This window comes from Paenibacillus gallinarum (genome assembly GCF_014836635.1).
Taxonomy (GTDB): Bacteria; Bacillota; Bacilli; order Paenibacillales; family Paenibacillaceae; genus Paenibacillus; species Paenibacillus gallinarum.
In genome coordinates this window covers 347,904-361,741 of record NZ_JACSQL010000003.1, presented here as the reverse complement: position 1 = coordinate 361,741, position 13,838 = coordinate 347,904, and the positions used below count along the sequence as shown (strand labels likewise).

Here is a 13,838-nt window from a genome sequence, read left to right as displayed (position 1 = left end):
TGTTGGTTTTATAAAACGTAGTAAACACAAAAGAGAGCCCACCTCTAACCAGGGCTCTCATTCGTTGATAGAACACGTTAATTTAATACGTTATACTCGAAATTAGAAAACTCAGCAGTTCCGCCGATTTTTTCTGTAGAGAATAAAAATAAACCAATGCGGCATCCCATAAAATGATCCAATTTATACACCATATGATGTGTAATTCCAAGTTTTCTCCAGCTCTCACCGTCTAAGTAGTGGAACATACACTCATCTGTGTTATTCACGAAGTTCGCCGATGCCTTCAACGTCACTTTGTTTCCTTTTACGGGAATTTTTGCATAGATGTCACCGGGCTTCGTATCTACTAAATTTCCAAAGATCGACTTATCGTCGGTATCTCGAGCGATCATTACCAAGTAATATTGCCCTGCCTCTTTCGTTAGAGCAATCAATCCATAAGTGCCGATTAAGAAACTCAAACCGGCATAATCCCCGTCTTGTAGTTCACTGCCATCTAGGGTAACAACTGCCTCACATGCAGGACCCATCGCTCGCTGCGTCAACGTGTTCTGAGCAAACGTTAGATTGGGGCTTATTTTTCCAGATTGAATACGGTATGTCCCTGGCTTATCTGTCACCGACCATAGATCATCATTCGGGATATGATTCCACTGCCAGAAATCTTTCAGCTTCACCCTCCCATTCTCATCCGTATCATAACTAAAATCATCGCTTCCGATCAGGGGCTTATACTCATAACCGGGTCTCGTACTTGGTATCTCAATACATGTTGGAGCCTCTTTTGCAAATACTGGAAAGTCATTTTCAAAATGCAGAGGAACGATAACCGGGATACGGCCAACCGCACCATGATCCTGAAATAACATGGCATACCAGTCGTCATCTGGCGTATCGACAATTCCACCCTGTGCTACTCCGGCATTAAAATACCCCATGTCATCATTAAAAACTTCTCCGCCTGTAAATTCACCCTCTAAAGAATCAGCAACATAACAAGCCTGCGTTCTGCGTCCTTTTGTAGCAGGTGTAATATGTATAAAGAAAGCATAGTATTTTCCGTTTATTTTATATAGATGGGCGCCTTCATAACCTAAAAAGTACTCTCCCGGTTCTCTCACAATAATTCGACTTAGTCCGTCTGGCTTTGGTCCAGATAAGTCCTCTTTTAGTTCGGTAAGATGAATGTCAGCGTTACCATAAATGAGATAAACACGGTCATCGTCATCAAATAGAAGAGAACAGTCATGATAAAACCCTTCAATATACTGTTTTGTCCACGGCCCATTTATATCACTTGACGTATACAAGTAGGTTTTCTGCGTATCGTTGGCTACAAAAATGACATAGAATTTCCCTTTGTGATGACGGATTGAGGCTGCCCACATCCCTTGGCTATAGATTTGCTGATCTCCCTCTAGTCTTTGAGCAGGTGTATCTTCAAGTATATCGTATACATGAGTAGCTACTTCCCAGTTGATCAAATCATAAGAACGCAGGATAACACACCCCGGCATCATATGCATCGTCGTACTCACCATATAATACGTATCTTCTACTCTAATCACGTCAAGATCCGGGTAATCGGCCCATATAATCGGATTGTTCTTCATGTTTTCTCTCCTTTTCTTCATCATGATATTTTCGAAGCATCTAAACTTAAGAGGTTATAACGGTCATCACACATCCTACCCAATAGCGTACTCACTTTGCTGCACAACCTTTAGCCACTCATTAGCAATAAGCTCGTGTCCCGCAGCGGTCGGGTGAATTCCATCCCACATCCAATATTCAGGGGTCACTTTGTCTGCTGCCTGATCAAATACCTCTTGCAGAGGGACAAATAAGGTATGGTATGTATGTGAGAGTTCCCTGACGATAGAGCGATACTCATCTGTCTTTTTACGCAGCTCTGTCCAGTTATTTGCTGTTAACTCTGTCTGAAGAATAAAAGGCTCACATAGTACCAATCCTGTCTCAGGAAGAACCTCTCTTGTTTCGCTCAGCAGCTGGTGATAGATTCGTTCAAAACGGTCGGTAGCTCCGCGTGGATCACCAGAAATAAGGCTCGTTGCATCATTAACACCAATAAGAATACTAATCAGGTCAGGTTGTAAACTAATCGTATCTTCATTCCAACGTGCATACAGATCGGAGACTCGATTTCCACTAATCCCTCTATTTATAAAATGAGGCTGGCTTGCTGCAAACTCCGCTCCTAACTGGCTTGCAAGAAGATATACATAACCATGTCCAAGAATATGATTAAGGTCCATATCTCGTCCCCAATTTCCATCAGTAATGGAATCCCCTTGAAATAAGATCGTTTTTCTTTTTCTCTCCATAAGTCCCCTTCTCTCCATTCAGCAGGTATAATTTGAATAATTATCTTTATATTGTACAAAATCCCAGTTGTTCTTGACTAGGATTGATTTTCGCGAATGCAAAAAACTCATCGTCTCCCTTAGAGGCAATGAGTTTTATTCTCTTATATCTTTAATCACGTCTATGGATTTAATCTCCCATCTCCCCTTAGTATGAATAAGTGAAAATAACAAACTTCCAGAATATATCTGTTTAAGATTATTATTCGTATCATAAGTGAAAATTTCAAAATTAACGATCACTTGCGATTGATTTGCAGATCGATTAACCGTTTTGATATTTATAATCGGTTCTGGTAAATTGTTATTTTTATTAAATTCTAAGAATTGATTAACAACGGATGAGTTTATTATTTCATGGTTTGAAACATAATCATGATTTATATAATTTTTCACTACTTTAGAGGGAGAGTCATATAAAGAAAAACTAAAAAAGGCTATCAAAGCTATAACTATTAGAGGTATTATGACTATTGATTTCTTTCGGAAATCCATCTTAATCCCTTCTTGTTTAAAGTGGTACGAATACAAAATAGCATTCATACCACAGTTATTTTACAGCGATCGCTTTTCCGCCAATGGCGTTCTTTAATAAAAGAAGGCGCTAGTTACCTAGACGATCAATAGTCTTTCCTAATAAAAACTTCCTTTTTGCAAGATGAAATAACTTCGTTTTAGAAAGTAATGGTGCAGCTATGATCACCCATTTTTTTGTCCATCTTGGAGCTTTAATAATGGCCTTCGTGATCAATCCCTGCATCCGGTGGACCATCATCACTTCTTTGGCTCGTAAAGCGGTTAAAGACTCTACTTTTCTAAAATCGAGATCCTCATCTTGTATAGACTCATGAATTAACTCCGCTAATAGGGCTGCTGTCTCTGCCGCCAAAGAAATGCCGATTGCGCCTACTGGAGACGAGCAATGAGCGGCATCTCCTATTAGTACGCAACCTTTTTTATACCATTGATCCACAAAGAATACATCGGCTTTTAAGGTAACAAAAGACTGAAAATCAGTAATCTCACGCAGCGGTTCTTGTAAATCTGGGAATACGCTGATTAACTCCTCTGACAGAGCACCGATTCCTCTCTGCTTTATTACCTCCCATTCCCCTTTCCTCACTGTAAACCCGATTTGTAGTACGTCTCTCGAACTTGGTACAACAATGAAATTACGAGAAGTAGTTACTCTAAAAAAAATATCTTTATGACGATCTTCCTGAATGGGTACGGTGAACCAAATCATATCAAAATCATGTTTCTTATATTTATACGAAAAATCACCCTGTTTTCGAATGGTTGAAAAACGGCCGTCTGCACCTACAGTCAAATGGGCATTAATTCGAACTTCTTCTTTCTGAGTAAGGGCAACCACCCCATTTATTCTGTCTTCTTCTGTGATCAATGACTTCACTCTGGCATTAAAAATCATGTGAAAATGATCATACTTTACGGCTTCATCATATAGAGCTTGGAGTAATACAGACTGTTTCATTCGTACGGAAAAAGGCGCTTCTGGCGTATCTTCTACATAATCGATAGACGAAATCAGTTTATCCTCGCTCCAGATTTCTCCCGTTAACAGCTTTATATGTTCATACTGGTACAGATGTTGATCCAGCCCTAATTGTTTCATTAATCGAATGAAACGAGGTTGCAATACTTCGCCTCTGAATTTACGTTCAAAATTTGGTTGACTCTCTAGCACGGTCACAGGGGTTCCTTGCTTAGCTAACAAGAGACCTAATAGCAACCCTGAAGGTCCTCCGCCAACGATACAAACGGTTGTATTCATATTTTGTGTCATCATATTTTGCTCCCAACCTTACTTGCCTTCCATATGGCTTTATTCACTATCTCTTCATTTTAACATTTTTACACATGTAATATCATACATAAAAAAAGACGAAGAACTCAAAGTTCTTCGCCTGGATGGCAAGATTAAACGGTGGTTTTTTCTTTTTTCACTAAAGCATGACCTTTACCCGTTGCCATTTTCCCTATCGATGCAATTAACATAATGATACCTAATATAAGCAGAATCGTGAAAAGCCCATGATAAGCGCTAAGTATTGCTGCCTTTTTGGCATTTATATCTGCTGCGGCATCGATTTGATTAAGTAGCCCTATCTGTTTTTCATATTGATTTGCATTCACACGATAGAGGAACCATCCTAGGAACGGCGCAAAAACGGCACCGACATAGTTTCTTATCGTGTGCAGTGAAGCAGATCGACTGGATGCTTGATGTGCATTCCCTGCAAATAAAGTTCCTATTGCCCCTGATATAAAGGTCATACTGAGGCCAAAGCCTAAACAAGCCATTTGAAGATTAAGCCCAATAAGAGATGCCTCCGGCTGTATCGAGGACCATTTTATACTTACGATAACGGTGAGCATCGAACCTACGATTCCTAGAATTCCTGCTCCCCACCTATCGAAGAATAGAGCGCATAAAATTGCGGATATGACAATGCCTATAAAGAAACAGCAATAAAAATAAGTGAAGTCGATGAACGAGACATTTTTAATCGTTCGCATGTATCCATTAACCCCAACAAAGATAACAATAAGTGAGATATGTCCCGCTGCTGCCATCATTGTACCAAACACAGCCTTGGGCTGGGCTAAAGCACGAATTGGCACAATAGGAAATTCATTTCGACTATCATTTTTGAAAAGAAGCGCCATAAGAATTATGGCTATTACGAGAAAAGGCCAAACATAAACGGAATCAAAGCCTTTTTCTTGTAGATTAAGTATGGGAAATGCGAAGGCTGCTGTCAAAAGACCTAATAAAAAAAGTCCGTTTTTATTGATCACCGTTTTTTCTTTTTGTTCTACTTTTTGTTTAGGCAATGTAACAAAACCAACACAGAGACAAAGTAGTGAGCAAAATATATTAATAATATACAACCAGCGCCAAGCATCCGTGCTTAAGGATATCGTACCAAATATTGCTCCAATAGCTGATGCACCAAAAAGTCCCACAACGACCGAGAACAAAAAGAACTGTCGTAAATGGTTCGGGAATGAAAGAAATTTGGCAGAAAGGATTGTTAAAAACAGCATCCCCGCACTAAGCCCTTGGATCATCCTTCCGATGATCAAAGTGGATAGATTATAGGAGAAAGCATCGATAATCGTCCCGCACAAAAAAACAAACACAAGGCTAAGATAGAAGTTTCTCAGTCCGAATTTTTTAGAAAAAACACGTCCTAATGGCAAGCCAAGTGCAAAAGCAAGACTGGATAAACTTGAAGGAATAAGCATCTCCTGCGCACTCAGGTGAAGCCCATTCTGAATAACACTTTGTCCAACAGTATAAGAAAGATTAAGAAAATATTGTGGTCCAATCGAAAAGATAGTAAGAATCGACATAATTATGTATTTAGGAATACTTAATTTCTTTGGATTGGTCATTACTGGATTGTTGGTTTGACTCATGTATGTCCTCCTCTAGTTGTCTAACGAGTCCTAACCTAATAGGAAAATAAAAGATTAGCTTAATGAATAAATTGGAACCCTCCTAAATCAAAATAACTCACTTTATAAACTAACTTGCAATATACAAGTTGTATGTTACAAGTTATAGCGAGTAAATTATATTATACAACTTCGTATTATTAAATCAATCACTAAAATTATCCAATGATAAAATTTGATGTTTATGTAGATTATTTATTCCATCTTTTGAAATCTCGATTTAAGCGAGTCAAATTGGCTTCTAAGGTTTTTAATTCATCATGGGTCCAATCCTGAAGCACCTTTTCATATACTTCATACCTAGCGCGCTGAACTCTCTGTAGAACTTCTTTACCCTCCTGCGTAATTTCCAAAAGGCTAATCCGTCCATTATGTGGGTCAGGAAACCGCTGAATGAAATGCTTTGCTTCTAACGTAGCCACTTGTCTGCTTGCCGTGGAGAGACTAAGTTGTAATTTCTCAGCAAGGATATTCATCGCGAGCGGACTATCATTATCCAGTTCGCTAAGCAGAAGATACTCAGAACGATCAAGAACTCCCAGGCGAGGCTTATAAGCAGTTGTAAGACGTACTAGCAATGCGATCTCGTGCTCAATAGTTTGAAGTGGGTCTTGTTTCATGGTTAATCCCTCATTTATAAGCATATAGTTGATGAAGATTACATTCTTTTTCTCATCATTCGTTATCGTTATTGTGTCATATTCAAACTCTGGGTACAAGATTAAGCTTCATTTATTCCCCTCCAAGTTCACTCATTTCTACATGATAACATGAGTCTTCTTTATAAGTTGCTGCTTGAAGGGGACAATACTATCCGGTAATGTCTATATTAAAATTAATCTAATCAATTTCATTCGAATTACAGTTGACCCTTATTAAACAGCAGATCAAGCACTTTTTCATTCGCCTTCCGATTCTTTCCTTTATATGGGTAACAGTGAATATGAATCGCAGGATTGAAGTTGATTTCGATAACGCTGTAATTCGATTCTGTCGCTTGAACATGAACATCATCAATCATCATATCCACTCCGCAGATGGTCGCACCGGCAGCCTTTGCCGATTGAATCGCAATCCGCATATAGCTAACATCTACCTCATCCGTATAATCAATGCTATCTCCGCCTGTACTGATATTCGAGTTTTCTCTTAAATAGATGACTTCCTCTTTTGCAGGAATATCGTTCCACCCTTTATTATGATTCTTCAGGAACATCTCTTCTGAATCTCCAAGCTGGATCTTCTCCAAAGGTGTCTTGTACCCTCTTCCCCGAAGTGGGTCCTTATTCTTCTCATGAACCAATTCCTGAATAGTATGAACACCGTCCCCCACGACATTGGCAGGAACCCGGTGCAGCACGCCCACAACCTCATCCCCCATTACGAGAAAACGATATTCTTTTCCTGTCATGAATTCTTCAAGAAGAACGGTTCGGTCATGCGTAAAAGCGATCTCGAAAGCTTTATCCATGTCTTCTCTAGAATATTCTTCGTTAAAAATTGTAATACCAAGTCCGAAGTTGGTCGATTTCGGCTTAATCACGATTGGTTTACCTCGGTACATATCATACGATTGTTTAGCTTCGTCTAAACTATGAAACACTTCACCGGACGGAACGCGTATGCCATGCTGAGATAGTACAGCCTTAGTAACGACCTTATTTTCCATAATCAAGACGGTGCTATACGAATCTAACGATGTCTTTGTCGCTTGCTTCACGTATTCCTTATGATTTCCTTTGGTTAATACAACAAAGTTTTCTTCTCGGTCTAGTATTTCAAATTTTATCCCGCGTTTTACTGCTGCTTTTAGAAGAAGTTGAGTAGATAGTTCAAGATCCTCATATCCGGAAAAACGATATCCCGCCAAAATGCTTTGCTCGGCGTATTCTTTCGCTTTTTCGAGATGGTACGTAAGGTACGAAGATTTTTGAATTTCGGACTTCACGATCGAAGCAGCACTAAGTTCTGGATGCCTAATTTTTCGTTTCGCGTTCTCAAGAATTTGCACATACTTTTCTTTTTCAGGGAACAAAAGAGCCACCATCTCTTCCATTTCTTCTATGCAAGTGAGCGCAGTCTCTTTCATCCATTTGTTACTGTTCTCTATGTCGTGTAAATGGCCAGTCATCCCATGTGTAATTAACTGATCATGATTCAAATCAGCCATCTTTTGATCCTGCTCGCTAAACGGCTCGTCCTTCTTCAGCAGCATAAAGAGTAAGAAAAAATGAATAAGTCTTAAGGTATCGATACTAATTCCATTCTTATGCAGCGGGTTTAAATCAATGAATCGCAGTTCCAAATAAGCGACTCCATCTTCTAGCAGTTCTTGCAGCGGATCTATGCCTTTTGCTGTTTTGATACGAACCGGACTATAAAATTCTTTTACACTTAGTAATTCATCCTTCTGAATCAACTCTTTTAAATCACGGACATACTCCTTAGCAGAATCATAAGAAACCCTGATCGGTTTTGTATTTCGATAGCCACATGAGCTATTTCGCAGTGAATTCATATTCGGAAAATAATAGCTTTCGTTATCATCGGAATGTCCTGTCGCTACACAAATATCCATATAAGTTCTATCGAACACAGGGCTTGCCCCCGTTAAATAGATCAGCATCCAGCGGTACCGAAGCATGTTGCGTGCTACTTTAAAATAAACCGCATCTTTGAACAATTTGTATTCTTCGCTGCCGCCTTCGATGTGGTGCAATTTGCGAAGAAAACGTTCTTCAAACGAGAAGTTATAATGAATTCCGCTAAGCAGCTGGCGTTTCCGCCCGTATTTATCCGCTAGCTCATGACGATATTCATCCGCAATCGGATCGTTCATTTGCGCGATTGGAATTTCATTTTCTTTTGGCAGCATTGGGGGATTGCTGCTCGGCCACAAATACTCCCCCTTCTCCATTAATTCGTGAGATACGATATCTTGCAGCGCTTCTAAAAAATAATAAGCTTCCTCTATCGATTCAAAAGTGGGCGTAATCATTTCCATTTGACTCTCCGAAAAGTCCGTTTGAATATAAGGGTGCTCGAGCTTATTTCCAAAAGCTTCTGGATGAGGAGTTAAGGCAAGTTTCCCCTCTTGATTAACCCTTACATTTTCTTTCTCCAGTCCAAATCGACCTTGGAGCAACTCTTCTTGTAATGAGTGTTCCCTTATTGTTTGGATGAATTTATGATCTAGTAATCTCATGAATGAACCTTCCTTCTTGTTTTAGATCACCGTTTGTGGAACCGCCATTTTGCGTAAAGATCTTCTAAACCAATAGACGAGAACCAGACCTTTAAACACACTGCTTAGTGCAATTGCCATCCATATCCCATTTAAACCGAAAGGTTCCGATAAAATGATAGCGAGCGGTATTCTTAGTGCTGTAAAAGTGATGCTAAATAACGGAGGAATATGCGTTTTACCTATTCCATTAAATGCACCCACTGTCATAAGTTCGAGACACATAAACAACTGAGAATAGCCTAAGATTCGCATATAATCCGTTCCAAGAGCGAGACTCTTCGCATCTGATAAGAATAGAGAAAACAGTTGCTCTGGGAATAGTATAAAAATAAGAGAAATAACAATACCGAATACAGAAGTCAGCGAGAGCGCTTTGGCATACCCCTCATGGATACGATCCATCCGCCGGGCCCCATAATTTTGTCCGAAAAAGGCAGCGATCGCACCTTGTAGACCTCCAATGGTCATATAAGAGATCGATTCGATTTGAATTCCTACTTTTTGTACAGCAATGGCCTCCGCTCCAAAACGTACAATTAATTTTGCAATAATAATTGAAATCATCGTAAAAGTAACGCGTTGGATCGTGATCGGCACCCCCATGCGGATGACTTCTTTTAAAAGCTTGGCATCCCATACAAGTGCAATTGTAACCAGATTAGAATGACGAGTCTGCAAGAAAAATAACAGGGTCACAACGATATTTGCTGTCAGTGTCGCAATAGCAGCCCCTACGACACCCCATCCTTCAAAACTTCCAAAACCGAAGATGAGGAATGGGTCCAAGACAATATTTAAAATAAGTCCAATCGTATAAATTCGAAATGGTTGTTTACTGTTCCCCATTGCATTTAGTATCGTAGCGTATAACGTATTCAGTATGGAAAAAACCGTTCCTAAAATAGAGATGAGTAGAAACTGTTTTGCCATTCGTTCCACTTCACTACTTCCAAGATCAAAGAAACCAATCAGCTGGTCCTGAGCAAGAAAAACAAAAATCATATACAGTACACTTAACAAAACAGACATCACAAATCCATTTTTCACATATGACTTAGCTTTGTCTTCCTGACCTGCTCCCATACAATGAGATACTTTAATCCCCGTACCAATCGTTATCAAGGTAGATAATGCAATTGCTAAATTGATAAAAAAACTTGCTGTACCAATCGCCGCAACGGGTCCGCTACCAAGTCTTCCAACCCAGATCATATCCACAAGTCCATAAGTGGTGGAGATGAAATTCGTCGCCACAATAGGAAGCGCTAATTTCATTAAGGTCGGCATAATTGGGCCTTGAGTTAAATCGTTTGTACCTTTCATTCCTATGTATCTCCTTCCTCCAATTATAAAAAACCGATCACAAGGATCGGCAAAGCAAAACGATATCAATTCATTAAGAAGAAAAACATATAATTACATGTTTATATTACGATTTGCATTATCAAGAATACCACAAGAAAAAAGCTTCTTCAATTGAAGAAGCTGGCCTACTAATCAATCAGATTAGCACCAATCATAAGACCCGTATCCCCGGGATCTTGTAAAGATATTTCCGAGATCGCCCAATATTCAGGGTCACCTGCTCTCACAATAGTGAGGACAGCTTTCCCATAATCTACAATCCCATCAGCAGGTACGACCAGCGGATAGGCAAATGAAATTTGTACTTTGTCTGCTGACAAGGTTTTTGAATCCATCTTCGTTACCGTTCCCATATGCGGACTCGATCCGCCTGTAACCCAGGAATGATCTTCAAATTCTTGTTTGGTTTTTTTCTGCAACTCTGAAGTCATCACTGCATACTGAGTTGGACCGCTTCTACGCTGAACTCCGCGAATCCATGTATTCGCTGCTTCTTCCGGTGTTGTTGCAGCAAGCCCATTCATCAGACCATCTACTTGTCTAGCTAAATGAGTTGCTTCTGGAAGGGTAATATAAATACCGTGGTCTTTGTATGTCACTTCTCCTTTAAACAGCTGCACCATGGTGCGCAAAGAAATCATCGCCGTACCTTTTTCGATTTTTAATTTTCCATAGGAATTTGCATATTCCTCATTATTAATATAAATCTGTGGCAAGGATGTCATAGCGACAGCAGAACCGGATATCAATACAAATGCGGAACATGTCACCATTATGACTTTTAATCGTTTTTTCATGTCGCATCATTCTCCTGGTATAATTTGTAATATATACATAGTAACATGATCATTTCTATGAAAGTTACATTCAGATGACATTTAGTTTACGTGTTTTACAAGAAAAAAGCCGCCAAATTGGCAGCTAGTATAATAAGCTCTTGTCCCTATTAGAACATCACTTTTCCCTATATGAACATCATTAATAGAATGTATTCACTCCTGTGATCGCTATTTTTGTCTTCTACTTATAACCAATGCCTTCATAGTAGTAACCTAATGACTTCATAGTCTCCGCGTCAAGCATATTCCGTCCATCAAAAAGGTTGGGCTGCTTCATTTGCTGATACAATGATTTCCAGTCTAGGTCTTGGAACATTGCCCATTCGGTACATATGAATACTACATCTGCCTCTTTAAATACGTCTTCAGCCATAGGAACAACGGTCAGATGTTCATGTGTGAAACCAGCGGGTAGTTTGGCAATCGGGTCATATAGATGAACGGTAGCTTGTTGATCGAGTAAGTCCTGAATTAAACGAAGTGACGGAGCTTCACGGATGTCGTCAGTGTCGGGTTTAAATGCTAAACCTAGAACAGCTACTTTCTTGCCTGCAAAATCTCCTAGTCTATTCTTTGCTTTATCAAGCAAGTATAGATATTGGCTTTTATTTACGTTGACCACTTGTTCTAATATGTGCAGTTTCATCCCATTCTCTTCAGCCGTTTGCTGTAACGCAGATACATCCTTAGGAAAACAGGACCCTCCATAGCCGATTCCGGCTTGCAAGAATCTTGACCCAATTCTAAGATCGAGACCCATGCCTTTGGCTACCTCTCTGATATCTACATCTAGTCGATCGCTTAACCTGGAAAGTTCATTCATATAAGAGATTTTGGTGGCAAGGAATGCATTGGATGCATATTTAATGAGTTCGGCCGTGCGCGGGGTCGTTTCGATCATTTCACAATTCATAGAGGAATACAGCTTCTGAAGCAATTTCGCCGCTCGGTCACTTTCCGTTCCAATAATAATACGGTCAGGATGTAATGAATCTTCTAATGCCTTTCCCTCACGTAAAAATTCAGGGTTAGAAGCGACATCATAAGGATGTGCATGCCTATTCGATTCCGAGATCCATTCCGTAACTTTTTCCTGTGTTCCCACGGGAACTGTACTTTTATTTACAACAAGTTTATAGCCATTCATATGATAAGCCACATCTTCTGCCACCTGTTTCACATAGGATAGATCTGCACTCCCGTCCGGACGTGAAGGGGTCCCAACACAAATAAATATAACGTCATTCTTTTGGATGGCTTCTTTCTTATTTGAAGTGAATTGAAGTTGACCTGAATTATTATGTTTTATAAGCAGTTCCTTTAAGCCAGGTTCATGAAAATATAGGATGCCCTTTTGCAGTTGATCTAATTTCTGCTGATCTGTGTCAAGCCCCGTAACCTTCCATCCCATTTCGGCAAACACCAAAGCTGTTGTTGTTCCAACATACCCCGTGCCAATCACAAGTATATTCATCCTAGATCTTCTCCTTTTTGTTCGATCCCGACCCAAGTAGAACCTGAGCCAATTACCATCTTCCGAATGGGCTGCCCTATTTTCTTTATGTGAACATCACTGAGGAGGATACTGTCCTGTATAGAGCAGCCATTTATTGTCGAGTTCTCTCCAATGGATACATAAGGACCTATAACCGCATCTTCTATAACACTGTTTTGCTCAATAGAGACAGGTCCAAAAATGGTACTATTTTTTACAATAACCGAAGGATGAATATAGCTCTCAGATGGCATTTCTTTCAGCATTTTTCGGTTGGCTGCAATCCACCTCTCCACTGTTCCTACATCAATACTCGATATTTCTGTCTTCTGATAAGCTACCGGATACCCTTCCTGAATCAGCCACTGGATCGCATCCGTGATCTCATATTCCCCTCTAGCAGATGGCTGGATCGATTCAGCCGCCTTAAATACCGATGTTGAAAACGCATAAGCACCCAGCACAGCTAAATTGGATTTAGGCTTTTGCGGTTTTTCTTCCAGCCGTACTATTTTTGAGCCAACCACCTCGGCAATTCCATAATCTTGAGGATAATCCACCTCGGCTAACAATAAAGCAGCATCATTTTTCTCTGTATCCACTTGATCTTTGAGTATCTGGAGTGAAGTAGAGATTAGATTATCTCCTAGCAGCAATATAAATGAATCCTGACCGATAAAATCCTTCGCCTGCAAGATTGCATTTGCAATGCCAGCGGGCCTTAGTTGATAGATATACGTAATTCTGATATTTTGCCCGTTCATCTTTTGCACACTTTCTCTGATACTAGATTCCTGAGAAGGATGGATCACGATCCCAATCTCGGTTATGTTTTGATCGATTAATTTATCAATGCATCCGTGAAGCAATGGGACGTTCGCTACAGGAATCAATGTTTTAGGATGAGAAATGGTGAACGGATATAACCGAGTTCCTTTTCCTGCACATAAGATTAGTCCTTTCAAAGGATCGCACACTCCTTTCATTACTACATTCTCAATATTCTATGAAAAATAAAT

Annotated in this window: 11 protein-coding genes; all 11 read right to left on the bottom strand. The window is 39.8% G+C overall.

The window, feature by feature from the left end; all coding sequences use genetic code 11:
* Positions 1 to 77: 77 nt before the first annotated feature.
* The gene (locus tag H9647_RS10860) at positions 78 to 1,616 is read right to left on the bottom strand and encodes a glycoside hydrolase family 43 protein (RefSeq protein ID WP_191799786.1); all 1,539 of its coding nucleotides are present in this window, start codon (positions 1,614 to 1,616) and stop codon (positions 78 to 80) included.
* A 75-nt stretch (positions 1,617 to 1,691) separates the two neighbouring features.
* Positions 1,692 to 2,348 carry an SGNH/GDSL hydrolase family protein gene (locus H9647_RS10855; protein ID WP_191799785.1) on the bottom strand — a complete coding sequence of 219 codons (657 nt, stop codon included), beginning with the start codon at positions 2,346 to 2,348 and terminating at the stop codon, positions 1,692 to 1,694.
* 135 nt (positions 2,349 to 2,483) lie between these two features.
* Positions 2,484 to 2,882 (bottom strand): hypothetical protein, encoded by a 399-nt coding sequence (locus tag H9647_RS10850; protein ID WP_191799784.1) that lies wholly within the window; start codon positions 2,880 to 2,882, stop codon positions 2,484 to 2,486.
* Between the two features lie 109 nt (positions 2,883 to 2,991).
* Positions 2,992 to 4,197 (bottom strand): FAD-dependent monooxygenase, encoded by a 1,206-nt coding sequence (locus H9647_RS10845; protein WP_191799783.1) that lies wholly within the window; start codon positions 4,195 to 4,197, stop codon positions 2,992 to 2,994.
* 131 nt (positions 4,198 to 4,328) lie between these two features.
* A complete protein-coding gene (locus tag H9647_RS10840) occupies positions 4,329 to 5,834 on the bottom strand; it encodes an MFS transporter (protein ID WP_191799782.1) in 1,506 nt (501 codons plus the stop codon).
* Between the two features lie 230 nt (positions 5,835 to 6,064).
* Entirely contained in the window at positions 6,065 to 6,493 is a 429-nt protein-coding gene (locus H9647_RS10835) for a MarR family winged helix-turn-helix transcriptional regulator (protein WP_191799781.1), read from the bottom strand.
* 239 nt (positions 6,494 to 6,732) lie between these two features.
* The gene (gene gshAB, locus H9647_RS10830; RefSeq protein WP_191799780.1) at positions 6,733 to 9,078 is read right to left on the bottom strand and encodes a bifunctional glutamate--cysteine ligase GshA/glutathione synthetase GshB; all 2,346 of its coding nucleotides are present in this window, start codon (positions 9,076 to 9,078) and stop codon (positions 6,733 to 6,735) included.
* A 21-nt stretch (positions 9,079 to 9,099) separates the two neighbouring features.
* Complete coding sequence (locus H9647_RS10825; RefSeq protein WP_191799779.1) at positions 9,100 to 10,443, bottom strand: MATE family efflux transporter; 1,344 nt, start codon at positions 10,441 to 10,443, stop codon at positions 9,100 to 9,102.
* 170 nt (positions 10,444 to 10,613) lie between these two features.
* Positions 10,614 to 11,282 (bottom strand): hypothetical protein, encoded by a 669-nt coding sequence (locus tag H9647_RS10820; protein WP_191799778.1) that lies wholly within the window; start codon positions 11,280 to 11,282, stop codon positions 10,614 to 10,616.
* Positions 11,283 to 11,505: 223 nt separating this feature from the next.
* Positions 11,506 to 12,798, bottom strand: coding sequence for a UDP-glucose dehydrogenase family protein (locus H9647_RS10815; RefSeq protein ID WP_191799777.1), 1,293 nt, complete (start codon positions 12,796 to 12,798; stop codon positions 11,506 to 11,508).
* Positions 12,795 to 13,784 (bottom strand): sugar phosphate nucleotidyltransferase, encoded by a 990-nt coding sequence (locus tag H9647_RS10810; RefSeq protein ID WP_191799776.1) that lies wholly within the window; start codon positions 13,782 to 13,784, stop codon positions 12,795 to 12,797. The genes H9647_RS10815 and H9647_RS10810 overlap by 4 nt, the downstream gene beginning before the upstream one ends.
* Positions 13,785 to 13,838 lie beyond the last annotated feature (54 nt).